Origin of the sequence: Streptomyces sp. SCPE 10 (genome assembly GCF_051980735.1) — a bacterium.
GTDB classification, from domain to species: Bacteria; Actinomycetota; Actinomycetes; order Streptomycetales; family Streptomycetaceae; genus Streptomyces; species Streptomyces misionensis.
This window is the reverse complement of the sequence record NZ_CP197069.1, coordinates 3,046,879-3,068,843: the sequence shown is the minus strand read 5'-3', so window position 1 is coordinate 3,068,843 and position 21,965 is coordinate 3,046,879. Positions and strand designations below refer to the sequence as shown.

The following is a 21,965-nucleotide window of genomic DNA, read 5'->3' as shown; positions in this document are numbered from 1 at the left end:
TGGCGCCCCCCTCGCGTCCTACCGGTACGGGTGCCCGGCCCGCCGCCGCACCCGTACCGCCGCAGGGGACATCAGGAGAGGGTGGACACCACCATGGGCGCCAGCCGACGCCGAGGCCGTCTCGCCGCCGTCGCCACCGTCGTGACGGCCGCCGCGTTCACCACCGCCCTCACCGGCTGCGGCTCCGTGGACAAGGCCCTGGACTGCGTGCAGACCGCCGACACCATCGCCGACAGCGTCACCGACCTCCAACAGGCCGTGGAGGACGCCGCGCACGACCCGGGGCGGGCCGACGCCGCGCTCGACTCCATCGAGACCAAGCTGCGCCGGATCGGCGACAAGACGGACAGCGCCGACGTCAACCAGGCCGTCGACGACCTCGACCGGGCCGTCGGCCGCGTCCGCACGGCACTGAGGAACGGCGACCGCACACCGGACGTCGGGCCGGTCACCGACGCGGCGGGCGAGCTGACCAAGGTGTGCACCACGTAGCCCCCGCCACCGCCGCCCGGCACGGCGCTCCTCAGAGCCCCCGACGCCGCTCCTCGCGTCGTTCCCGCAGCTCCTCGTGGCGGTCCCGGTGCGCCTCGCGCCGCTCCTCGCGCGACGAGCGGGGCAGCTCGCGCCGGCCCTCCCGGCGCTCCAGCCGCTCCTGCCGGCGCTGCTCCTTCAGCCGCTGCCGCTCCGCCCGCGTCACCTTGCGGGCCACCCCGACCCCGCCCCAGAAGGCGAACCCGCCGATGACCACCCGCGGCGCACCCGGCTCCGGCGGCCCGTCCGCCCGGGGATGCTCGAAGGCCCCCATGATCCCGATGCCGCGCACCACGACCTCGACCCCCGGCGGCACGATCACCTGGACCCCGCCCATGACCGCCACGACGTTGATCTCCACCTCGCGGTCGGCGAAGTCCGCCTCGCGCAGATCGATCTCGCCACCGCCCATGAACGTGAAGCAGTTGAAGCGCTTGGGCATGGTCCAGCGGCCCTTGCGCTCGAACCCCGACAGGATCGCCACCCCACCGGACGAGGAACCCTCCCCGCCGACGATCCGGGACGCCCAACCGCCCTCCGACGCAGGCTCCTTGACGAAGGAGACCGGCGCGGCCGAGGCGCCCGCGGGCAGATCCCGGGTGAGCGGCGCCAGCTCCCCGTACGTACGCGCCCGGTACACCGCCTCCAGGCGCTCCTCGAACTCGCCCATGTCGAGGCGCCCTTCGGCGAGGGCGTCACGCAGCACCTCGGCCACCCGGTCCCGGTCGGCATCGGAAGCGCGGAGCTCCGCACGTGCGTCGTCGGTCATGGCAGCAGCCTACGAGACCGCCTTCTCCGCGTACATCTTGGCGATGACGGCCTCGATGTCCGGCTCCCGCACCGACAGGTCCACCAGCGGGTACTCCGCCGCCAGCCGCGCGACCACCGGCGCCGCCGACTGCCCCGCCGGGAACGCCAGCCACTGCCGGGGGCCCTCCACCCGCACCACCCGCGCCGACGGCACCTCCACCGGCGGCAGCTCCCGCTCCAGGTCCACCACCAGCGTCCGCTCACTCTCCCCGGCCTCGTGCAGCCCGGCGAGCGGACCGTCGTACATCAGCCGCCCGTGGTCGATCACCATCACCCGGGAGCACAACTGCTCGATGTCCTGGAGGTCGTGGGTGGTCAGCAGCACCGTCGTGCCCTGCGCGGCGTTCAACTCCCGCAGGAAACCCCGCACCTTGGCCTTCGACACGACGTCCAGGCCGATCGTCGGCTCGTCCAGGTACAGCACCTCCGGATCGTGCAGCAGCGCCGCCGCGATGTCCCCGCGCATCCGCTGCCCCAGCGACAGCTGCCGCACCGGCGTGTCCAACAGGCTGCGCAGCTCCAGCAGTTCGACCAGCCGGTCCAGGTTCTCCCGGTAACGGGCGTCCGGGATCCGGTACATGCGGTGGGCCAGCCGGTAGGAGTCGATCAGCGGCAGGTCCCACCACAGCGTGGTGCGCTGCCCGAACACCACCCCGATGCGGTGCGCGAGGCGCGACCGCTGCCGCGACGGATCGATCCCCGCCACCCGCAGCCGCCCCCCGCTCGGTGTCAGGATGCCGGTCAGCATCTTGATCGTGGTCGACTTCCCGGCGCCGTTCGGCCCGATGTAGCCCACCATCTCCCCGCGCGCCACGGTGAACGACAGCGAGTCCACCGCCCGCACCTCCTGCCGCTCCCGCCTGAGGAAACCGGTCTTGCGGCGCACCGAGAAGACCTTCTCCACCTCGTCCAGCTCGATGAAGCCGTCCATGGCTAACTCCCTGTGCTCCGATACGAACGAAGACCCGCCCGCCAGGCCAGCCCGGCCGACGCGCAGCAGACGACCGCCACCAGCGGCGGCGCCCCCACCACCCACCCCGGCAGCTCCAGCGGATACGGCCGCCCCAGCACGTACGACGCGGGCAGCCAGTTGACGAAGGCCAGCGGCAGCACGAACGTCACCCCGCGCACCAGCTCCTTCCCGAACACCGTCGGCGGATACTGCAGCAGCGTCGTACCGCCGTACGTGAACGCGTTCTGCACCTCCGCGGCGTCCTGCGCCACGAACTGGAACGCCGCCCCCGCCACGAACACCGCGCAGAAGATCGCGCAGCCGCTCACCAGCGTCAGCGGCATCAGCAGCAGCTTCCCCGCCGTCCAGTCCACGTCCAGCCGGCTCAGCGCCCAGCCCAGCACCAGCGACCCCTGCGTCAGCCGGCCGAGGCGCCGCAGCGCGAACCGGTCCGCCGCCACCTGCGCCAGCACCGGCGCCGGCCGCACCAGCAGCGCGTCCAGCGTGCCGTCCCGCAACCGCCGCCCCAGCCGGTCCATCGACCCGACCACCAGGTCCGCCAGACCGAAGGAGACCGCCGACAGGCCGTACAGGAACGCCACTTCGGGCAGCGACCAGCCGCCCAGGGCGTCCACCCGCGAGAACATCAGCATGATCGCCACGAAGTCGAAGAACGTCGCCGCGAAGCTCCCGAACGTCGTCATGGCGAACGACGCCCGGTACGCCATCGTCGACCTGATCCACATCCCGGCGATCAGCCGGTACGCCCGCACCCCCTCCGCGAGCCGCCCGCGCTCAGCCACCCTGCACCACCACCCGCCGCGTCGCCGCCGACTGGAGCAGCCGCCCGGCACCGAGCAGCACCACCGCCCACGCGCCCTGGAACAGATAGGTGCGCAGCGGATCCCCGTGCCCGAGCAGGATGTCCGCCGGCGCCTGGAGCAGCGAGGACCAGGGCAGGGCCCGCACGATGGTGCCGAGCGCGCCCGGGAACACGTTCAGCGGCAGCAGCATGCCCGAGCAGAAGTAGCCGAGCAGCCAGGTCATCTGGGTCACACCGGTGCCGTCCAGCAGCCAGAACGCGCTCAGCGCCACCAGATAGCGCAGCCCGAAGCCGACCAGCATCGCCAGCACCACGGCCACCAGGAACGCCGCCCATCTGCCCGGGTCCGCCGGCAGGTACGCCGGGAAGACCAGCGCGCCGAACACGAACGGCACCACACCCCGCCCCAGCAGCTGGAAGAAGGCCCGGCCCAGGTCCGCGGCCAGCCACCACAGCTGGAGATCGGCGGGCCGGTACAGATCGATCGCCACGTCCCCCGTACGGATGCGTTCCATCAGTTCGTCCTCGACGCCCCCGCCGCTGATCGCGAGCGTCGACAAGAAGGCCTGTCCCAGCCATACATAGGTGATGGCCTGGGCCTGGTCATACCCGCCCAGATGTGGCTTCAGGTCCCACAGCGCCCGGTAGGTGTACACGAGAATCAGCCCGAAGACCGTATTGGTGAACACCCCTGCCGCAGTGGCGGCCCGGTAGGTCGCGTACCGTCTGAATCCCCCCAACGCGACAGCGGCGTACAACCGTCCCGCGCTCACGCCAGTCGACCTCCTCGGACCGCTCGACACCGAAGCGCAGGAGCCTAGTCCGAAGGCCCGGCGGCCGGCCACGCATTTCCCTGCGGAAGCGTGCCGGAATCCGGGAACGGAACGCCAGGTGCGAGAGTCTTCAAAACGGGGGGCAAGGCGTACGAGGCGTACGGGAACGTACGACGCGAAACAGGAGTCCGTGCACGACATGAGCGACGAGCCACAGCCGCAGCAGCCGAAGGAAGGCGTGGCACCGAAGAAGCCGCTGCCGGCTGAGGGGCCAGGGACCCAGGGGGCCACCCCCGACACCCCGGAGGGCACCGAGAGGACCAGCCGGAGCGAGGACACCGGGAAGGCCGGCGACACCGGCCGGGCCGAGGGCACCGGGCGTTCCGGGCGCGTCGCCGGAACCGGCACGACCGACGGCGCCGGCGACGTCCGGGCCGCCCGGGAGTCCCGCGAGGCCGAAAGCCCCACCGGCGCCGGAAACAGCGCCGGTGCCGCGCAGGCCGCGGGCGCCGGCGAGACCCGGGACGCCCGCGGGCCCGAGGTGTCCCGCAAGGACCGGGCAGCCGGCGCCGACCGGGACACCGAGGACGCCGCGACGGACACCGCGGACACCGGAACCCGTCGTTCCGTGCCCGCGCCCCAGGACCGCACGGCCTCCATGGCCCGCGCCCGGCAGGCCGCCCGCGACGCCCGCACGGACACCGGCGCCACCGCGGCCTCCGCACCGGAGGGCACCGACGCACGCGGCTCCGGCACGCCCACCGGCGCCGAGAAGCCGCAGGTGCCCGGCGCCCGCACGCCCGAGAAGCCGCAGTCCGCCGAGAGCACCCAGGTGCTGCGCCGGATCACCCCGCCCCGCGAGCCCAAGGAGTCCGGCGGGTCCGGCCCGGGCACGCAGCCGCCCGAGACCACCCAGGTGCTGCGCCGCGTCTCCGCCCCCCGCAAGGGCGAGCCGGGCCGCCCCGCCAAGGCGAACCCCGCGACCGGATCCGAGGCGACCGGATCCGAGGCGACCGGACCCGAGGTGACCGGCCCCACCACCCACACCACCGGCACCCGTCCGGGCGGCCCCGGCCGGTCCGCCCGAGCGGCGGGCGCGGCGGGCGTGGCCGCGGCAGGCGCCGCGGGCACCGCCGCCGCGGCCGCGGGGAAGGCAGGCGCGGCGGGCGCCGTGGGCGCGGCAGCCGCCGGCTCCGCGGCCGGCGCCGCCACCCCCGGCGGCCCCGGCACCACCCCCGGACAGGCCGACTCCCGTACCGGCACCGGTCCCCAGCAGACCGCCCACGCCTCCGAGGCCCGGACCACCGCCCTCGCCGCCGCCTCGGACGACCCCGGCGCAGGCAAGGGCAAGGGCAAGAAGCCCAAGCGGCCCAAGCGCACCGGCTGGCGGCGGCTCCTGCCCACCTGGCGGATGGTGCTCGGCACCTTCGTCGTCGCCGTCCTCGCGATCGTCGGCCTGTTCTTCGTCGGCTACTCGCTCGTCAACATCCCGCCGGCCAACGCCCTCGCCACCAAGCAGGGCAACGTCTACCTCTACGCCGACGGCTCCCAGCTCGCCCGCGATGGCGAGATCAACCGCGAGAACGTCACCCTCGCCCAGGTCTCCAAGGCCGCCCAGCACGCCGTACTGGCCGCCGAGGACCGGGACTTCTACACCGAGTCCGCCGTCGACCCCAAGGCGATGATCCGCGCCGCCTGGAACACCGCGACCGGCAAGGGCAAGCAGTCCGGCTCCACGATCACCCAGCAGTACGTGAAGAACTACTACCTGGCCCAGGAACAGACGGTCACCCGCAAGGCCAAGGAATTCTTCATCTCGATCAAGCTCGACCGGAACAAGTCCAAGGACGACATCCTCGAGGGCTACCTCAACACCAGCTACTTCGGCCGCAACGCCTACGGCATCCAGGCCGCCGCCCAGGCCTACTACGGCCGCGACGCCAAGGACCTCGACCCGGCCCGCGCCGCCTACCTCGCCGCGCTCGTCAACGCGCCCAGCGAGTACGACGTCGTCGCCCACCCCGAGAACAAGGCCGCCGCCGTGGCCCGCTGGAACTACGTCCTGGACGGCATGGTCAAGCAGGGCTGGCTCAGCCAGTCCGAGCGCGCCGGCATGAAGTTCCCGATGCCGAAGGAGCAGACGACCTCCACCGGCCTGTCCGGCCAGCGCGGCTACCTCGTCGAGGCGGTCAAGCAGTACCTGACCACCAACAACATCATCGACGCCGACCAGCTCGCGGCCGGCGGCTACCGCATCACCACCACCATCCAGAAGCCCCGCCAGGACGCCTTCGTCAAGGCCGTCAACGACCAGCTGGTCTCCAAGCTGGACAAGAAGAACAACAAGGTCGACAGCTACGTCCGGGCCGGCGGCGCCTCCGTCGACCCCAAGACCGGCGAGGTCGTCGCGATGTACGGCGGCATCGACTACGTGAAGCAGTACACCAACGGCGCGACCCGCGGCGACTTCCAGGTGGGCTCCACCTTCAAGCCGTTCGTCTTCACCTCCGCGGTGCAGAACGGCTCCACCACCCAGGACGGCCGCCCCATCACCCCGAACACCCAGTACGACGGCACCAACGAGCGCCCCGTACAGGGCTGGAGCGGCGGCGGCTACGCCCCGCAGAACGAGGACCAGAAGTCGTACGGCCAGATCACCGTCACCAAGGCCACCGACCTCTCGGTGAACGCGGTGTACGCGCAGATGGCCGTCGACGTCGGCCCCTCCAAGGTCAAGCAGACCGCGATCGACCTGGGCATCCCCTCGGGCACCCCGGACCTCCAGCCGTACCCCTCCATCGCGCTCGGCACCGCCACCGCCAGCGTCCTGGACATGGCCGAGGCGTACGCCACGCTCGCCAACCACGGCAAGCACGGCACCTACACCCTGGTCAAGAAGATCACCCGGAACAGCACCGAGGACGTACAGCTGCCCGACCAGCCGGTCAAGCAGGTCGTCAGCCGGGCCGCCGCCGACACCACCACCTCCATGCTGCGGAGCGTGGTCGAGGGCGGCACCGCCACCGCCGCCAAGGCCGCGGGCCGTCCGGCGGCCGGTAAGACCGGTACCGCCGAGAACGACACCGCCGCCTGGTTCGCCGGCTACACCCCCGACCTCGCCACGGTCGTCTCCGTGATGGGCCAGGACCCGGTCACCGCCAAGCACATGCCGCTGTACGGCGCCCTCGGCCAGGCCCGCATGAACGGTGGCGGCCCGCCCACCCAGATCTGGGCCCAGTACACCCACGACGCCCTGCAGAACAGCACCGCCGCCAGTTTCAACCTGCAGCTCCAGCCCGGCGCCGACCAGCCGCAGCCGCCCGGCCCGGGCGACCCGAGCCAGTCCGCCGGCACCGACGGCCAGGACAACGGCGGCACCGGCACCCCGAGCGGCACCCCCAGCGGCGCCCCCACCGACGGCGGCGCCACCACGGGTGACACGGGCACCGGCGGCGCCGCGACCGACGGTGCCAGCAGCACCGGCGGCACCCCGGCCACCGACGGCGGCACCACCGCGGGCGACACGGGCACCGGCGGCGCCGCGACCGGCGGCGACCCCGGCACCGGCGGCGCACCGGGCGGCGGCACCCCCGGCGGCGGCACGGCCACCGGCGGCGGCACGACGGACGGCACCGGCACCGGCACCGGACCGGGAGGCGCGGGCACCGGGCTCTGAGCCCGGCTCAATGACCGCCGGTCGCCTTCAGCCCCACGACGGCGACCAGCAGCAGACACACGAAGAAGATCCGGGCGGCGGTGACCGGCTCACCGAACACCACCATGCCGAGCACCGCCGCACCGGCCGCGCCGATCCCGACCCACACCCCGTAGGCCGTACCGATCGGCAGGGTCCTCGCGGCGTACGACAGCAGCACCATGCTCGCGACGATCCCCGCGCCGGTGAGCACACTGGGCACCGGCCGGGTGAAACCCTCGCTGTACTTCATGCCGACCGACCAGCCGACCTCCAGCAGACCGGCCACGACAAGCAGAACCCAGGCCACGACGGCACCTCCGAGACGAACGACGTTTCTCCGCGGTGCGTCGTCTTTGCCTGCATCCCGGTACGGCGCGTCTCGTCGGGCTCGCCTCCGAAGCTAGCAAAGGCATGCCGAGAAGGGCTGGTGACCATGGTCACCAGCCCTTCTCGGCATGCGTCCCGCAGCGGACGCTACGGCCTCACAGATACAGCCCGGTGGAGTCCTGCGACCCCTCGAACCGGTCAGCGGCCACGGCGTGCAGATCACGCTCGCGCATCAGCACGTACGCCACGCCCCGTACCTCGACCTCGGCCCGGTCCTCCGGGTCGAACAGCACCCGGTCACCGGGCTCCACGGTCCGTACGTTCTGACCGACCGCGACGACCTCGGCCCAGGCCAGCCGCCGCCCGACCGCCGCCGTCGCGGGAATCAGAATGCCGCCCCCGGACCGCCGCTCGCCCTCACCGGACTCCTGCTTGACCAGCACCCGGTCGTGCAGCATCCGGATGGGCAGCTTGTCGTGCTGCGGGGTGCTCTGCTGGTTTCTGTTGGCGCTCACGCCTCGAACCTACCTGCCTTCGACACGCCCGTCGTCGTCCGGGTGGCCGTCGCCGTCAGCGCCCGCGCCGCCGGGACAGGGCGATCAGGCCCCCGACCCCGACGACGACGAGCGCCACCGGCACCACCCGGTCCATACGCAGCCGCCCGTGCTCGTCCGCGAACTGCGCCCTGACATCGCTCACCACCCGGTTGACCTGCACATACGCGCGGCCCATCGTGTGGTCGACATGGGCGACCGCCTTGGCTTTCGCATCCCCGACGATCGTCTTCGGGTGCACCCGCACCCCGATCTCGTCGAGGGTCTCGGCCAGCACTTCGCGGCGGCGCTTGATGTCCGCCTCGATCTGCGCCGGGGTTCTGGTGTCCGCCGTGTCCGCCACCGTACGGCCTCCGAAGTCTGCCGGGATTGAGCTGTTGCTGTTCCGGACAGTTTGTCAGCTCCGGCCCGCGCCGCACCGCAAGGCCCCCCGGTTACGCTGGTCCGATGAGCGAGCGACTCCAGCCGGGGGACGTGGCCCCCGCCTTCACCCTCCCCGACGCCGACGGGAACGAGGTCTCCCTCGCGGACCACAAGGGCCGCAAGGTCATCGTCTACTTCTACCCCGCGGCACTCACCCCCGGCTGCACCAAGCAGGCCTGCGACTTCACCGACAACCTCGACCTGCTGGCCGGCGCCGGCTACGACGTCATCGGCATCTCCCCGGACGCCCCCGAGAAGCTGGCCAGGTTCCGCGAGAAGGAATCCCTGAAGGTCACCCTCCTCGCCGACCCCGACAAGAAGGTCACCGAGGCCTACGGCGCCTACGGCGAGAAGAAGAACTACGGCAAGACGTACATGGGCGTCATCCGCTCCACGTTCGTCATCGACGAACAGGGCACCGTCGAACGCGCCCTCTACAACGTCCGCGCCACCGGCCACGTCGCCAAGATCATCAAGGACCTCGGGATCTGAACCCCCGCCCCCACGATCGACGGCCCGCCCCGGAACATCGGGGGCGGGCCGCCTTTCTGTTCCGCGCGTGACCCTCCGCCGCCCGATTCGTTACTCCGTGCGGGCGGCGAACGTATGCCCCGAAGGGAGGGGCTCGATGGGGGCCAGCGCATACACCAAGGATCGGCTGGAAGAGGCGGCCGACGGGGCGCGGAATTTGTCGGAGGCGTTGGAAAGGCTGGGGGTGGATCCGAGGAGTCCGACGCGGCGGTACGTCCTGGGACGGATGAAGAAGCTGGGGGTGGACGTCTCCCACTTCGAGCGTGAGGGGGCGAAATGGACGAGAGAGGTGCTCGAGGACGCCGTGGCCGCCTCCAGAACATGTGCGAGGTCCTGCGCCGTCTCGGCCTGGAGGTCGTCGGCGGTCATCACACGCACATCAGCCGCAGAGTCAAGGCGTACGGGATCGACACCTCGCACTTCCGGCTGCCGGCACAGCGAGGGAAGGCATGGCGCGCCCGCACGCCCGAGAGGCTGCTCGTCGCGCAACCTGTCGGCCAGGCCCGACGCATCCCCAGTGACCGGCTCAAGTGGGCGATGACGTCCCTGGGAGTGCCGGAGCACTGCGTCCGGTGCGGCACGGAGCCGGTGTGGCGGGGGCGCCCGTTCCCGCTGGAGGTCGATCACATCGACGGCGACTGGCGCAACAACCGCATCGGGAACCTGCGCTTCCTCTGCCCCAACTGCCACTCGGTGACGGACCATTACCGGGGACGCGGCAAGGGCCGCTCCCGCCGGGGCGGCGCCGTATGAGCGGCTTTGGTGATACCCGCAGGCCCGGATCCGAGGAACTGCGCATGGCTGTCGCCGAGTCGATCTCCGTGGCGCAGACGCTACGCCGTCTGCGGTGCCCCGACTCCGGCAGGCAGCGGGCGCTGCTGCGTGAGTGGATCGCCGAGGAGGGCATCTCGACCGCGCATTTCCTGGGACAGGCCCATCAGCGCGGCATGACCCGCGCGGATCGCCTGAAAGGCCCAGAGGCCATCCTGGTCAAGCATGACGGCCGACGCCGGACACGAACTCATCTGCTGCGCCGTGCGCTCCGCGAGGTGGGCGTGCCGGAGCGATGCGCCGAGTGCGGTGTCGGTGCCCAGTGGTTCGGACGATCCATGACCCTGGAGGTCGACCACATGAACGGGGACTGGAGCGACGACCGGCGGGAGAATCTGCGCCTGCTGTGCCCCAATTGCCATGCGACCACCGACACCTGGTGCCGAGGTGGTCGGCGAAGGCATACTCTCTCCCGGTAAAGTGGGGCAGGCTCCGCGCTCGTACTCCAACGGCAGAGAGACAGGCCTTAGAAGCCTGGTGTTGTCGGTTCAAATCCGACCGGGCGCACAAGTGGAAAGCGGCCTCGCGCCTTCGTTTCCGGGGCGCGGGGCCGCCGCGTGAACTCAGCCCACCAGCTCCCGCACCACCGGCACCAGTGCCCGGAACGCCTTGCCCCGGTGGCTGATGGCGTTCTTCTCGGCGGCGGTCAGTTCGGCGCAGGTCCGGGTTTCGCCGTCGGGCTGGAGGATCGGGTCGTAGCCGAAGCCGCCCGTGCCCGCCGGGGCGTGCCGCAGGGTGCCGCGCAGTTGGCCCTCGACCACGCGTTCCGTGCCGTCCGGCAGGGCCAGGGCGGCGGCGCAGGCGAAGTGCGCGCCGCGGTGTTCCTCGGCGATGTCGGAGAGCTGGGCCAGCAGCAGGTCGAGGTTGGCCTGGTCGTCGCCGTGGCGGCCGGACCAGCGGGCGGAGAAGATACCGGGGGCGCCGTTGAGGACGTCCACGCACAGACCGGAGTCGTCGGCGACCGCGGGCAGCCCGGTGGCCTGCGCCAGCGCGTGCGCCTTGAGCAGGGCGTTCTCGGCGAAGGTGACGCCGGTCTCCTTGACGTCGGGGAGCTCGGGGTAGGCGTCGGCGCCGACCAGTTCGTGGGGGAGTCCGGCGTCGGCCAGGATGGCCCTCAGCTCGGTGATCTTTCCGGCGTTGCGGGTGGCGAGGATCAAGCGGGTCATGCCGTCAGTATTCCTCGCCCCGCGCTCACAGCTCCGCCTGCCCCGCGCCCTTGAGCGTGCGCAGGTCGAACACCTCGGCCATCTTCGCGAAGCCCCGGTCGTCGGGGTGCAGATGGTCGCCGGAGTCGTAGTCGGGGCGCAGCCGGCGCGGGTCGTAGGGGTCGCGGAGCGCCTTGTCGAAGTCGACGACCGCGTCGTACACCCGGCCCGCGCGGATCTGTGCGTTGATCTGCCGGCGGACCGCTTCCCGGGCGGGGGTCCAGCCCCGGTGGCCCTCGAAGGGCATCAGGGTGGCGCCGACGACCTTCAGTCCGCGGGCGTGGGCGTCGCGGGCGAGGGTGCGCAGTCCGCCGAGGACGCGGTCGGGGTCGGCGAGGCGGGGGTTGCGCAGGATGTCGTTGATGCCGAGGTCGACGACGACCACCTTGGCGTTGGTGCGGGAGAGCGCGTCGCGTCCGAAGCGGCCGAGTCCGCTCTGGTTCTCCGCGGGGCGGCCGAGGCCGTCGGCGAGGACCTGGTTGCCGCTGATGCCCTCGTTGACGACGCTGTAGCGCGGCAGTCGCCGTCCGTCCTGGAGCGCGGAGCGCAGCCGGCCGCCGAGCAGGTCGGGCCAGCGGCGGTTGGCGTTGGTGGTGGAGGTGATGCCGTCGGTGATGGAGTCGCCGAAGACGACGACGGTGCCGTCGGCCTCGTTGCTCAGCACGTCGAGGGCGGTCACGTAGCGCCAGTAGGGCGTCTGTTGGGTGTAGGGGGTGCCGGTGGAGTCCTCGGTGCGGTCGCCGGTGGCGACGTAGGAGATCTGCCGGGCGTGCGGGTGGTAGGTGACCGGTCCGGAGGGGGTGGGGGAGTAGGTGGTGACCAGGACGTCGGCGCCGTGGGGGATGAGCAGGTGGACGGCGTCGCTGACGGTTTCCTCGCCGGCGGGTATGACGACGCCGGTGGCGCCGTTGAAGGTGAGCCGGCGCATGGTGCCGGCGTCGGCCGCGGCGGTGGCGTCCCCGGCGGACAGGGCGATGGTGGCGTGGGTGATGTCCAGGGGGGACTGGCCGTAGAGGTTGGAGAGGGTGATGCGGGCGCCGGTGCCGCCGCTGTCGGCGTGTACGACGTTGCGTACCGAGTGGCCCGCGAGGCCGGTCGTCTCGGTGCCGGGTTCGCCGCCGACGGGGGCGGTGGCCCAGGAGGCGACCCAGGTGCCGGTGGAGACGGGGGCGGCGGAGGAGTCGCGGTGCGGGCGGCCGTCGGCGAGGGCGCCGGAGGGGGTGGCGCGGTCGGGTGCGGCGGTGACGTAGATGCCGGCGCATACGGCGATCACGAGCGCGAGGAGCGCGCCGAGCAGGGTGGGGTACTTCGCGCGGTGCTGTGTGCGGGCCTGCCCCGGGGCCCGGTCATGACGCCTGGTCACGCTTGTGTCGTTCTCCTCGGGCGAGGGAGCCCCGGGCTCCGATCTTGATGAGTCCATGATGCGTCATGGGCCGGGGTGCGCCGGTGGGCCCCGGCCCGTTCCCCCGCGGGGACAGACGCCCCGAACCCCTGTTCCGTTCCGGTGGCCGGTCGGCAAGGGACAATTGTGTGCGGTATCACCGAGCGGGTGGAGCTGATGGAACCTACCGAGACGGAAACGGCCGGGCCGGCCGCGTCGTACCGGACGATGACGGCCTTCACTCCGGCCGACGAGGAGCGCCGGCGCGGGGTGCGGCGCATGAAGACGACCGCGACGGGCCTGTTGTTGCTGGTGGCCGTGGTCTACGTGCTGGCCAAGGTGGCCGGGAACGCGGGTGCGGGCGCGTGGGCGGACTACGTCTCCGCGGCGGCGGAGGCGGGCATGGTGGGTGCGCTGGCGGACTGGTTCGCGGTCACCGCGCTGTTCCGGCATCCGCTGGGGCTGCCGATCCCGCACACGGCGATCATCCCGACGAAGAAGGATCAGCTGGGTGTCTCGCTGGGCGAGTTCGTGGGGGAGAACTTCCTGTCCCGGGACGTGGTGCGGCAGCGGCTGCGGGCGGTGGGCATCGGCGGCCGGCTGGGTGCCTGGCTGGCCGAGCCGGAGCACGCGGACCGGGTGACGGCGGAGCTGGCGACGGCGCTGCGGGGCGCGCTCACGGTGTTGCGGGACTCCGATGTGCAGGCGGTGGTGGGGGAGGCGATCACCCGGCGGGCGGGTGCCCGGGAGATCGCGCCGGGTCTCGGCAAGCTGCTGGAGAAGGTCGTCGCGGACGGTGGTCACAAGCGGGCGGTGGACCTGGTGGTCTCGCGTGCGCACGACTGGCTGGTGCTGCACGGCGACAACGTGATGGGAGCGGTGCAGGGCGGGGCGCCCGGCTGGACCCCGCGGTTCGTGGACCGCAAGGTCGGTGAGCGGGTCTACAAGGAGCTGCTGCGTTTCTGCGCGGAGATGCGGGACATGCCGTCGCATCCGGCGCGTGGCGCGCTGGACCGTTTCCTCACGGATTTCGCCTCCGATCTCCAGTCGGACACGGAGACCCGGGCGCGGGTGGAGCGGCTCAAGGGCGAGGTGCTGGGCCGCGGTGAGGTGCAGGATCTGATCGCGTCCGCGTGGACGGCCGTGCGGTCGATGATCGTGGCGGCGGCGGAGGACGAGCGCAGCGAGCTGCGGATGCGGTTGCGGGCGGCGCTGCTGTCGCTGGGCGAGCGGATGGCGCACGAGCCGAAGGTGCAGGAGAAGGTGGACAGCTGGGTGGAGGGTGCGGCGGTGCACGTCGTGTCCACCTACCGCAAGGAGATCACCTCGTTGATCACGGACACGGTGGCGGGCTGGGACGCCGAGCACACCACCCGGAAGATCGAGGCGCACATCGGCCGCGATCTGCAGTTCATCCGGATCAATGGCACGGTGGTGGGATCACTGGCGGGACTGCTGATCTTCACGGTGTCGCGGGCGGTGGGCGGCTGACGGTCGGGTGGCGCCGGGTGGCGTACGGCGTCCGGTCCGGGGCCTGTTCGCCGTCTCGATCGCCTGAATCGGCAGGACAGGGGCACCCGTCGAGCTGTCGCCTCTCCGCGCAGGAGGGGCGTCCTTCGACGAGGAGGGAGCCGATGACAGGAGCCGAGATGGGGGCGCCGGGGGCCGGGGCGGCCGGGGCCGGTGGCACGGGACGACGGGCTCGGGGGGACGGGCGCGGCGATGGCGGCGTTCCGCACGGTGGCGGGCCGGGCGGTGGCGGGGCGCGCGATGACGGCGGGCGGGCGGACGACGCCCGCTCCGGCGGCGCAACCGGCGGGACCGGCGGTGGGGCCGGCGGAACCGGTGGGGCCGGCGGAACCGGTGGGGCCGGTGCGGGTGGCCGGACCGGCAGACCCGACCGGACGACCGCCGGGGCGGCCGACCGGGCCGACGGCGGCGGCCGGACCATCACCACGGACATCCCCGCGCGCCTGGACCGCCTGCCCTGGTCCCGCTGGCACTGGACGATCGTCATCGGCCTGGGCACGGTGTGGATCCTCGACGGCCTGGAGGTCACGGTCGTCGGCAACATCGCCAGCCGTCTGGCCGAACCGGGCAGCGGTCTGTCGATCACGTCCGGTCAGATCACCGGTGTGGCCGCCGCGCTGTACGTGGCGGGTGCCTGTCTGGGCGCCCTGTTCTGGGGCCGGCTGACCGACCGGTTCGGCCGCAAGAAGCTGTTCATGATCACCCTTGCGGTGTATCTGGTGGCGACGGCGCTGACCGCGGTCTCGTGGGAGGCCTGGTGGTTCTTCCTGTTCCGCTTCCTGACCGGCTTCGGTATCGGCGGTGAGTACGCGGCGATCAACTCGGCGATCGACGAGCTGATCCCGGCGAACTACCGCGGCCGGGTCGACCTGGTCATCAACGGCAGCTTCTGGCTGGGCGCGGTCGGCGGTTCGCTGCTGTCCATCGTCGCGCTGAACACGGGCCTGCTGCCGATGAACGTCGGCTGGCGGCTGACCTTCGCGCTGGGCGCCGTACTGGCCCTGGTGATCCTCCTGGTGCGGCGGCATGTGCCGGAGAGTCCGCGCTGGCTGCTGATCCACGGCCGGGACCGGGAGGCGGAGGAGATCGTCTCCGATATCGAACGGCAGGTGGAGGCGGAGAAGGGCACCCGGCTGCCCGCGACCGACGCGCGGCTGGAGATCCGCCAGCGCAAGAGCGTCACGTTCGCGGAGATCGCCCGTACGGTCTTCGGCCGCTACCGCAGGCGGGCCGTGCTCGGCTTCTCCCTCTTCATCGGCCAGGCGTTCCTCTACAACGCGATCACCTTCGGCTTCGGCGCCATCCTGACCAAGTTCTTCGGTGTGCCGACCGACCGTACCGGCTACTACTTCGCGGTGATCGCGGTGGGCAACTTCTTCGGCCCGCTGCTGCTCGGCAAGCTCTTCGACACGGTCGGCCGCCGGGTGATGATCTCCTCCACGTATCTGCTGTCGGGCCTGCTGCTGTTCGGCACGGCCTGGCTGTTCGGCCGGGGCGTGCTCGACGCTGCGACGCTGACGGCGTGCTGGTGCGCGGTCCTGTTCTTCGCCTCGGCGGGCGCGTCCAGCGCGTATCTGACGGTGTCGGAGATCTTCCCGATGGAGACCAGGGCGATGTCGATCGCCTTCTTCTACGCCCTGGGCACCGCGGCCGGCGGCATCAGCGGCCCCCTGCTCTTCGCCGACCTCACCGGCACGGGCCGGGTCGGCGACACGGTGCTGGCCTTCTGCATCGGCGCGTCCCTGATGTGCGCGGCGGGCCTGGTGGCGGCGGCCCTGGCGGTACGGGCGGAACGCCGTTCCCTGGAGGACGTCGCGCGCCCGCTGACGGCGGTGGGCGAGGACACCCGGTCCTCCGGCAGCCACTCCCAGGGACCCTCGGCACCGCCACCGCCGGCGGCGAGCGCGCCGTGAGGCGCTCGCGGCAGCGAGGGCCGGGGGTGTCGAGGGGGCCGGCGGGCGGGGCGGGGTAGTCCGGTCGTGCATGCGCTGGTCGCGGTCACGCTGGTCGTGCACGCGCTGGTCGCGCCCGCTCGCCGGCGGCCGCGACCAGCGCGGTGGCTTGGTGGACCAGCGCGGTGGCTTGGTGGACCAGCGCGGTGGCTTGATGGACCGGCGCGGTGACTCGGTGGCCGGACTCTAGGCCTTGCGGTCGGCGACGGCCCAGGACGCGAGGGCGACGGCGCCCGCGACACCGAAGACCGAGGGCCAGGCGCCGACCTTCTTGGCCAGCGGGTGGGAACCGGCGAACGCGGCGACGTAGGCCGCGGTCAGCGCGCCCGCGGCCTTGCCGCCCGCCTGCTTGCGCCACTGCTGGGCCGCGGCGGCACCGGCGACGGCCAGCACGGCCCCGCCGAGCTGACGCTTCTTGGTCCAGCGGGCCACCCCGTACCCGCCGACGAGCCCGCTCGCGGCGACGACAGCGCTGGGAACCTTGGCCATGAGTGCCTCCGAAAGTCGTAGGGGGAGATACCCCTCATCTCGCCCCCGAGGCTAACCCGCTGGTCGGAGGACATACGGAAGCTGAGTCGAGGCTTGTCAACTTTCCGGCTTCGAGCTATATAAGAAGCCGTAGGGCATCGCACCCCAGCGCCTGAAGAGAGGAGTGACCTGTGATGCTCATGCGCACCGACCCGTTCCGCGAATTCGACCGACTCGCGCAGCAGGTCCTCGGCAACACCGCCCGTCCGTCCGCGATGCCGATGGACGCCTACCGGGCGGGCGATGACTTCCTGGTCCATTTCGACCTGCCGGGCATCGACCCGGAGACGATCGAGCTGGACGTCGAGCGCAACGTCCTCAACGTCCGCGCCGAGCGCCGCAGCCCGGCCCCCGAGGACGCGGAGGTGCTGGTCGCCGAGCGGCCCACGGGCAGCTTCACCCGCCAGCTCTTCCTCGGCGACACGCTCGACACGGACCGCATCGACGCCTCGTACGAGTCCGGTGTGCTGACGCTGCGCATCCCGGTGGCCGAACAGGCCAAGCCCCGCCGCATCCAGATCACCGGCGGATCGACCTCCCGCAAGCAGATCAGCGGCTGACGCACACGCCCGCGGGGCGGTGAGCGGGACCGGTTCCGGTGCGGCACCCGGAGGCGGCCCCGCTCACCGCCCCGCCCGATGGAAGGGACCCGGGCCCCGGGTCCCCCCACCCCTGCCGTCTGCCGCCCACCCCTGCCGTTCGGCCCCGGGAACTGCCCACCCGTCCCGGTCGGCCGCTCGCCCGGCGGGGTACCGAACCACTGGATCTACCGGACGCCCGGCACCGCCCGACGTGCCCCGGAGAAGGAGTCATGACGATGACCACGACGGTGACGAAGCCGAGAACCCCCGAGACGGCGACGAAGCCGGGAGCCACCGAGACGGCGCTGAAGCGGGGAGCCACCGAGACGGCGACGAAGCACGGGATCACCGAGACGGCGTTGAAGCGGGGAACTTCCGGGACGGCGACGAAGCACGGGATCACCGAGACGGCGACGAAGCCGGGAATCCCGGAGGCGGCGACGAAGCGGGGAGCCACCGACTCGGCCCGCTGGCAGGAACTGACCGAGTCCGTCCGGGAGATGGGTCAGTACACGACGCGTGCGGAGGCCGAGCGCGTCACCCGGATTGTCCTGTCGGCCCTCGGCGGCCATGTGACCGGCGACGAACGCGTCGCCCTGGCCCAGGCCCTGCCCCGCGAGGCCGGCCGCGTGATCGCCTCCCAGATCCCGGCGACCCACCCGCTGACGGCACGCGAGTTCGTGGAGTCGATAGCCACCCGCATCGAGGGCGCGACCCCGGCCACGGCCCGCTGGGACGTCAGCTCCGTCCTCAGCACCCTCGCCGAGACCATCGGCACCACGCTGACCACCCGCATCCTGGCCCAACTCCCGCCGGGATATGCGCTGCTCTTCGGAAGGGCGGAACTGGCGACGGCGGCCAACTCCTCCGCGGCCCTGTGATGACCTGCCCGGCCATGTGCCGGGCAGGCGCCGACCCCGGGGTGCTCCGGACGCGTACGGCCAGATGACCTCCGCTGCCGGACGAAACCGCCGACCGCCGGCCAGCGCTTCCGGCGAGGTGTTCAGCGTCCGCCTCCGCGCATCCGGCGGGATGCGGACGGTCCGGTGGTGCTGGCGCGACCGTAGCCGCAGGAGGGCAGCGGAAGGCTCGGCAGTTGCGGGTGGCTCAGGAACTGCTCGTCCCCACGGACACACAACCTGAACCTGCCGGGGCCGGGCCTGCCCGAGGCGTCGAAGGCGTCAAGAACTCCTTCGATCCGCTCCCACAGCCTCACCGGACCGGCCTCGCGCACATCCCAGCCGGGCCCGCGAGGCGTGAGGGAGGCGGCGGAACCGCTGACGACATCGACCAGGACCACAGTGTCCTCGAAGGTGGTCAACTGGGCGTCAGGCACGGCGCACTGGGCGAGGTAGCGCAGGTGGAACGCCTCTGCGGTGGCAGCCGTGATCCTTTCCGGGCCGTGCCGCACCGGCCTGGCCTTCTCAGGCAGTCCCGCCACCCAGTGTGCGGGGTTACCGAAAGCGGGTGCCGCGTGGCTGCGGGCGGACATGAAGGAGACCGTGCCCGGAAGCAGTGTCCCCTCGGCGGTACCGTCCCCGGAGATCGTGAGGAGGACGCGGGCGTAGCCGTACATCCAGCCGGACAGGGTCAGCAGGATCTTCCCGCCCGGCCGGGTCTGCGCGATGAGCGCGGGCGGTACGGCGCGGAATGAGCAGGCGGCCACGACGCGGTCGAAGTGCGCTTCCGGCCAGTAGCCGTACCAGCCGTCGGCCACCGCCAGGGTAGGCGTGTACCCGCAGCTGTGCAGTGCCGTCGCCGCCGTCTCCAGGCGTTTCGGGTCGGCGTCGAGGCTTGTGATGCCGGCTGAGCCAAGCCGTTCACAGGCCAGTGCGGTCGAGTAGCCGCTGCCCGTACCGATCTCCAGCACGGCGTGCCCCTCCGTGACGTCTGCGTCGGCCCACATCCGCAGTACGAGCGAGGGCAGGGTGGACGACGACGTGGGCGTCCCACCGTGCCGTACCCGGGGTGCGGCCCAGTCCGGCTCCTGTTCGTCGAACTGCGTGATCAGTGTGCGGTCGGAGTACGCGGCCGCCAGCCAGCGGCCGTAGTCGGCATCGGCGGTGACGGGTTCCCATACGGTGAGCCCGTGCTCGTCCGGCTCCTGTGCGGGGAGGTAGAAGCCGGGCACGAACCGGTGCCGGGGCACCGCGGCGACGGCCGCTCGCCAGGCGGGATCGTCCAGTGCGCCGCTGGTTTTGAGGGATTCCGTCATCGCTTCGCGCAGCCTGACGGCGTCGGTCTCAGGTGCGGCCGGCATCATCATCGGCAGTGCCCTCCTGTGTGGTCAGAATGTCGGCGAACGCCTCAGCGATGGCTGGGGCGTCCGGAAGCCAGCCCCACTGCCCGTTCGGATTGCACTCGATCGCCCACCAGTTCCCAGGTTCGTCGGCAGGTCCCGTGAGGGCGAAGTCGAAGCACCCGAAGACCAGACCGGACAACGACAAGTAGCCGTACAGAGCGGTCCGCACCGGTTCCGGCACGGTGACAGGGGTGTGGATCAGGCAGTCCCAGTCGCCCCTGCGCCAGTCCAGGGCGCCGCTCGGCGTGGTGATCAGCTGTGCGAAGACCCGGTGGCCGACGACGGTGACGCGCACGTCCCCGGTCTTCGGGATCTCGGCCTGGAAGAGGTGTGCCGTCACGACGACCGTCTCGTCCAGGGTGTGGGGATCGATCCGCTGGGTCCAGATCGCCCCGGCTCGGCCGTCGTCACCCGGAGGCAGTCCGCGGAAGGTCTTGTAGACGACGTACTCGTGACCAGCGGCGAACTTACGTGCCTCATCGAGGTCATTGGTGATGAGGGTCGGCGGAATGCGCAGCCCGAGGGCGGCGAAGCGCTGAAGCTGGGCGGGTTTGAAATCGGCGCGTGCCACCGCGGACGGGTGGTTGACGTACAGAGGCGCGTGCAGACCACTCAGCACACCGCCGAGCCCGTGCCGCGCCTCGGCGGCGACGAAGTCCCCCTGCTGCCCCGGAACACGGCCGGCGCACGCCGAGTACGGGCGCGGGCGGCGCCAGTAGACCGCTGCCACGTCCTCGACCTCTACCTCCCGGGTCGGGGTGCGCAACCGTCCACTCCACCTCGGCACTCCCGCGTCCAGGCGGAACCCGAACACGAGAGCGGGCCCGATGTCGGCGGGATCGACACGGACGACCGGCACGTCTCTCTCGTTCAGCACGCCGATGACATGGTCCGCGGTCAGGTCTTCCAGCGCGGTGACGACCAGTACCGTCGAGCCCATCGCTCAGTCCGACTCGTAGTCCGTGGTGTGGTCGTCCTGGGTCTGCGGTTGCGGCCCCTGTCCGTCCCCGCCCCCGGACACCGAAGCGGTGCCCGTCGTCCTGGACGTCCCGTGCCTGCCCATCTCGACCAGCCTGCCGTCGGCGTCCGTGTAGCAGGCGGTCTGCGAGCCGGGGTCCAGAACCACCGAGACGTAAGGAGCGGGTCCGACGGGCAGCCGGTCGGTCACGAGACGCATGGCCCAGGGCACGCCACCCGGGACGGCGGGCTCCTTGGCTACGAGGAGAACACCTTCATGCCCGAAGAGTTCCGTCGCCCTGCTCAGCCGCGCCCTGATCTGGCTCACCATGTGCCGCCTTCCCTCCGTTTTCGCGATGTGTACGGAAAACGCTAGGAATGACCAGGCACCCGCCTCTACGGGTGTGCGCGAACTTGCACGCCGTCACGCGCAGGAGGCAATGGCGGACGCGATCAACGCGCGCGCTGGTGCGCCATGGACGGCCAGGTCGGCAAGCGCTGAGAACGTCCGTCCATAGGTACCGACTTCGTGCGGCTGGGTGATGGTCAGGAAGGCGGAGACGAGCTCTACGTTGACCTGCCCCTCATCGAAGATCCAGAAGTCTTCGACGGGCCAGAGGGCAGAGCGGTCCGCGCTCAGAGGGATCACGCCGAGGCTGACGTTGGGCAGCGAAGCCAGGGACAGGAGATGGCCGAGCTGCCCGGCCATCGTCTCCGGCCCGCCGATCCGGTGCCGCAGCGTGCTTTCTTCCAGGACCACGGCGAAGCGGCGCCGTCCGTCGTGCAGCAGCCGCTGCTTGTCCACCCGTACCTGGACGGCCGCCTCCAGATCGTCGGGCACGGCACGCCGGTCACGGATCGACCTCAGCAGCGCCGTGATGTACCCACGGGTCTGGAACGGACCCGGAATCAGCCACGAGGAGTACGCCCGGAAGCGCAGTGTGCGTTCCCAGAGGGGAAGGACCGACTCCTGGGCCCGGCGCAGCCCGGACCGCTCCATACGCCGCCACTCGACGTAGGCGCCGTCGATGTTGCGCGCCGTGGCAATGAGGTCCGCGGTCTGCCCGGTCGCGCCGCAATGCAGCGTGTACATCCGCAGGTCGTCGTCGGAAGGCGCCGTGCGGCCGTTCTCGATGCGGCTGCATTTGCTTTCGTGCCAGCCGGCCCGGGAGGCCAGCTGCCGAGCCGTCAGGCCCGAGTCCTGCCGGATCTCACGCAGCCGTTTCCCCAGGGTCTCCCGGGCTTGCTGGACGCTGGATGACGAAGCCACTTCAGAC

At 71.8% G+C, this 21,965-nt stretch carries 22 protein-coding genes, 1 tRNA gene, 1 pseudogene and 1 riboswitch; of the genes and pseudogenes, 10 read left to right on the top strand and 14 right to left on the bottom strand.

Translation table 11 applies throughout. The features are described from left to right. Positions 1–93: 93 nt before the first annotated feature. Positions 94–492, top strand: coding sequence for a hypothetical protein (locus tag ACSP97_RS14400; protein WP_382073713.1), 399 nt, complete (start codon positions 94–96; stop codon positions 490–492). Positions 493–523: 31 nt separating this feature from the next. Here ACSP97_RS14400 and ACSP97_RS14395 read toward each other — a convergent pair whose 3' ends face one another. From ACSP97_RS14395 to ACSP97_RS14380, 4 genes are read right to left on the bottom strand one after another with little or no spacing between them, the layout of a single operon-like run. After that, positions 524–1,300, bottom strand: coding sequence for a DUF1707 SHOCT-like domain-containing protein (locus tag ACSP97_RS14395; RefSeq protein WP_440557813.1), 777 nt, complete (start codon positions 1,298–1,300; stop codon positions 524–526). 9 nt (positions 1,301–1,309) lie between these two features. Next, on the bottom strand, positions 1,310–2,272 hold the full coding sequence (locus ACSP97_RS14390; RefSeq protein ID WP_355153445.1) for an ABC transporter ATP-binding protein: 963 nt from the start codon (positions 2,270–2,272) through the stop codon (positions 1,310–1,312). 2 nt (positions 2,273–2,274) lie between these two features. Then, positions 2,275–3,039, bottom strand: coding sequence for an ABC transporter permease (locus ACSP97_RS14385; protein ID WP_355153497.1), 765 nt, complete (start codon positions 3,037–3,039; stop codon positions 2,275–2,277). Between the two features lie 49 nt (positions 3,040–3,088). Then, entirely contained in the window at positions 3,089–3,889 is an 801-nt protein-coding gene (locus ACSP97_RS14380; protein WP_355153443.1) for an ABC transporter permease, read from the bottom strand. A gap of 832 nt (positions 3,890–4,721) precedes the next feature. On the opposite strand from ACSP97_RS14380, the gene ACSP97_RS14375 reads away from it, so the two are divergent. Beyond that, positions 4,722–7,565 carry a transglycosylase domain-containing protein gene (locus ACSP97_RS14375; RefSeq protein WP_440558430.1) on the top strand — a complete coding sequence of 948 codons (2,844 nt, stop codon included), beginning with the start codon at positions 4,722–4,724 and terminating at the stop codon, positions 7,563–7,565. Between the two features lie 7 nt (positions 7,566–7,572). On the opposite strand, the gene ACSP97_RS14370 is transcribed toward ACSP97_RS14375, so the two are convergent. The 3 genes from ACSP97_RS14370 to ACSP97_RS14360 form a co-directional block, all read right to left on the bottom strand. Then, positions 7,573–7,893, bottom strand: coding sequence for a DMT family transporter (locus tag ACSP97_RS14370; protein WP_180330857.1), 321 nt, complete (start codon positions 7,891–7,893; stop codon positions 7,573–7,575). 34 nt (positions 7,894–7,927) lie between these two features. Further along, a riboswitch (guanidine-III (ykkC-III) riboswitch) is annotated at positions 7,928–7,992 on the bottom strand. A 76-nt stretch (positions 7,993–8,068) separates the two neighbouring features. After that, complete coding sequence (locus ACSP97_RS14365) at positions 8,069–8,371, bottom strand: GroES family chaperonin (protein WP_374028541.1); 303 nt, start codon at positions 8,369–8,371, stop codon at positions 8,069–8,071. Between the two features lie 112 nt (positions 8,372–8,483). Continuing rightward, entirely contained in the window at positions 8,484–8,810 is a 327-nt protein-coding gene (locus ACSP97_RS14360; protein WP_355153441.1) for a DUF3618 domain-containing protein, read from the bottom strand. A gap of 104 nt (positions 8,811–8,914) precedes the next feature. Between ACSP97_RS14360 and bcp the strand changes: the two genes are divergently transcribed. The 4 genes and pseudogenes from bcp to ACSP97_RS14340 all read left to right on the top strand — a co-directional run bounded on the left by bcp (position 8,915) and on the right by ACSP97_RS14340 (position 10,759). Next, complete coding sequence (bcp, locus tag ACSP97_RS14355) at positions 8,915–9,382, top strand: thioredoxin-dependent thiol peroxidase (RefSeq protein WP_070027314.1); 468 nt, start codon at positions 8,915–8,917, stop codon at positions 9,380–9,382. 136 nt (positions 9,383–9,518) lie between these two features. Continuing rightward, a pseudogene (locus tag ACSP97_RS14350) lies at positions 9,519–10,174 on the top strand (HNH endonuclease signature motif containing protein). 44 nt (positions 10,175–10,218) lie between these two features. After that, positions 10,219–10,671, top strand: coding sequence for an HNH endonuclease (locus tag ACSP97_RS14345; RefSeq protein WP_440557810.1), 453 nt, complete (start codon positions 10,219–10,221; stop codon positions 10,669–10,671). A gap of 15 nt (positions 10,672–10,686) precedes the next feature. Further along, a tRNA-Leu gene (locus ACSP97_RS14340) sits at positions 10,687–10,759 on the top strand. A gap of 56 nt (positions 10,760–10,815) precedes the next feature. On the opposite strand, the gene rdgB is transcribed toward ACSP97_RS14340, so the two are convergent. Both rdgB and ACSP97_RS14330 read right to left on the bottom strand, forming a co-directional pair. Continuing rightward, positions 10,816–11,418, bottom strand: a complete 603-nt coding sequence (gene rdgB / locus ACSP97_RS14335; protein WP_355324955.1) for an RdgB/HAM1 family non-canonical purine NTP pyrophosphatase — start codon at positions 11,416–11,418, stop codon at positions 10,816–10,818. Between the two features lie 25 nt (positions 11,419–11,443). Beyond that, positions 11,444–12,820, bottom strand: a complete 1,377-nt coding sequence (locus ACSP97_RS14330) for an SGNH/GDSL hydrolase family protein (RefSeq protein ID WP_440557808.1) — start codon at positions 12,818–12,820, stop codon at positions 11,444–11,446. Positions 12,821–13,015: 195 nt separating this feature from the next. On the opposite strand from ACSP97_RS14330, the gene ACSP97_RS14325 reads away from it, so the two are divergent. Both ACSP97_RS14325 and ACSP97_RS14320 read left to right on the top strand, forming a co-directional pair. Further along, positions 13,016–14,329 carry a DUF445 domain-containing protein gene (locus ACSP97_RS14325; RefSeq protein ID WP_355153434.1) on the top strand — a complete coding sequence of 438 codons (1,314 nt, stop codon included), beginning with the start codon at positions 13,016–13,018 and terminating at the stop codon, positions 14,327–14,329. A gap of 143 nt (positions 14,330–14,472) precedes the next feature. Then, positions 14,473–16,281 carry an MFS transporter gene (locus tag ACSP97_RS14320; protein ID WP_440557806.1) on the top strand — a complete coding sequence of 603 codons (1,809 nt, stop codon included), beginning with the start codon at positions 14,473–14,475 and terminating at the stop codon, positions 16,279–16,281. 225 nt (positions 16,282–16,506) lie between these two features. Here the strand turns inward: ACSP97_RS14320 and ACSP97_RS14315 are convergent, their stop codons facing one another. Continuing rightward, positions 16,507–16,809 carry a hypothetical protein gene (locus tag ACSP97_RS14315; RefSeq protein ID WP_180330862.1) on the bottom strand — a complete coding sequence of 101 codons (303 nt, stop codon included), beginning with the start codon at positions 16,807–16,809 and terminating at the stop codon, positions 16,507–16,509. 173 nt (positions 16,810–16,982) lie between these two features. Here ACSP97_RS14315 and ACSP97_RS14310 point away from each other — a divergent pair, with 173 nt between their 5' ends. Together ACSP97_RS14310 and ACSP97_RS14305 are read left to right on the top strand one after the other, a co-directional pair. Continuing rightward, entirely contained in the window at positions 16,983–17,408 is a 426-nt protein-coding gene (locus ACSP97_RS14310; protein WP_355153431.1) for an Hsp20/alpha crystallin family protein, read from the top strand. Positions 17,409–17,854: 446 nt separating this feature from the next. Next, a complete protein-coding gene (locus ACSP97_RS14305; RefSeq protein ID WP_440558427.1) occupies positions 17,855–18,310 on the top strand; it encodes a DUF2267 domain-containing protein in 456 nt (151 codons plus the stop codon). Positions 18,311–18,432: 122 nt separating this feature from the next. On the opposite strand, the gene tgmC is transcribed toward ACSP97_RS14305, so the two are convergent. From tgmC to ACSP97_RS14285, 4 genes are all read right to left on the bottom strand, one after another. Next, on the bottom strand, positions 18,433–19,695 hold the full coding sequence (gene tgmC / locus ACSP97_RS14300; protein ID WP_440557804.1) for an ATP-grasp peptide maturase system methyltransferase: 1,263 nt from the start codon (positions 19,693–19,695) through the stop codon (positions 18,433–18,435). Further along, entirely contained in the window at positions 19,673–20,671 is a 999-nt protein-coding gene (tgmB, locus tag ACSP97_RS14295) for an ATP-grasp ribosomal peptide maturase (RefSeq protein WP_440557802.1), read from the bottom strand. Before tgmB ends, tgmC begins: the two co-directional genes overlap by 23 nt. A 3-nt stretch (positions 20,672–20,674) precedes the next feature. After that, positions 20,675–21,019 (bottom strand): putative ATP-grasp-modified RiPP, encoded by a 345-nt coding sequence (tgmA, locus tag ACSP97_RS14290; RefSeq protein WP_355324937.1) that lies wholly within the window; start codon positions 21,017–21,019, stop codon positions 20,675–20,677. Between the two features lie 93 nt (positions 21,020–21,112). Continuing rightward, a complete protein-coding gene (locus tag ACSP97_RS14285) occupies positions 21,113–21,958 on the bottom strand; it encodes a helix-turn-helix domain-containing protein (RefSeq protein ID WP_355324934.1) in 846 nt (281 codons plus the stop codon). Positions 21,959–21,965 lie beyond the last annotated feature (7 nt).

What these genes read in the sequence shown, in the direction of transcription:
- ACSP97_RS14315 (WP_180330862.1), bottom strand. Translation starts at nt 16,809, where the DNA reads ATGGCCAAGGTTCCCAGCGCTGTCGTCGCCGCGAGCGGGCTCGTCGGC.
- ACSP97_RS14400 (WP_382073713.1), top strand. Translation starts at nt 94, where the DNA reads ATGGGCGCCAGCCGACGCCGAGGCCGTCTCGCCGCCGTCGCCACCGTC.
- ACSP97_RS14390 (WP_355153445.1), bottom strand. Translation starts at nt 2,272, where the DNA reads ATGGACGGCTTCATCGAGCTGGACGAGGTGGAGAAGGTCTTCTCGGTG.
- ACSP97_RS14365 (WP_374028541.1), bottom strand. Translation starts at nt 8,371, where the DNA reads ATGCTGCACGACCGGGTGCTGGTCAAGCAGGAGTCCGGTGAGGGCGAG.
- ACSP97_RS14385 (WP_355153497.1), bottom strand. Translation starts at nt 3,039, where the DNA reads ATGTGGATCAGGTCGACGATGGCGTACCGGGCGTCGTTCGCCATGACG.
- bcp (WP_070027314.1), top strand. Translation starts at nt 8,915, where the DNA reads ATGAGCGAGCGACTCCAGCCGGGGGACGTGGCCCCCGCCTTCACCCTC.
- rdgB (WP_355324955.1), bottom strand. Translation starts at nt 11,418, where the DNA reads ATGACCCGCTTGATCCTCGCCACCCGCAACGCCGGAAAGATCACCGAG.
- ACSP97_RS14395 (WP_440557813.1), bottom strand. Translation starts at nt 1,300, where the DNA reads ATGACCGACGACGCACGTGCGGAGCTCCGCGCTTCCGATGCCGACCGG.
- tgmA (WP_355324937.1), bottom strand. Translation starts at nt 21,019, where the DNA reads ATGGTGAGCCAGATCAGGGCGCGGCTGAGCAGGGCGACGGAACTCTTC.
- ACSP97_RS14325 (WP_355153434.1), top strand. Translation starts at nt 13,016, where the DNA reads ATGGAACCTACCGAGACGGAAACGGCCGGGCCGGCCGCGTCGTACCGG.
- tgmC (WP_440557804.1), bottom strand. Translation starts at nt 19,695, where the DNA reads ATGATGATGCCGGCCGCACCTGAGACCGACGCCGTCAGGCTGCGCGAA.
- ACSP97_RS14345 (WP_440557810.1), top strand. Translation starts at nt 10,219, where the DNA reads ATGGCTGTCGCCGAGTCGATCTCCGTGGCGCAGACGCTACGCCGTCTG.
- ACSP97_RS14310 (WP_355153431.1), top strand. Translation starts at nt 16,983, where the DNA reads ATGCTCATGCGCACCGACCCGTTCCGCGAATTCGACCGACTCGCGCAG.
- ACSP97_RS14320 (WP_440557806.1), top strand. Translation starts at nt 14,473, where the DNA reads ATGACAGGAGCCGAGATGGGGGCGCCGGGGGCCGGGGCGGCCGGGGCC.
- tgmB (WP_440557802.1), bottom strand. Translation starts at nt 20,671, where the DNA reads ATGGGCTCGACGGTACTGGTCGTCACCGCGCTGGAAGACCTGACCGCG.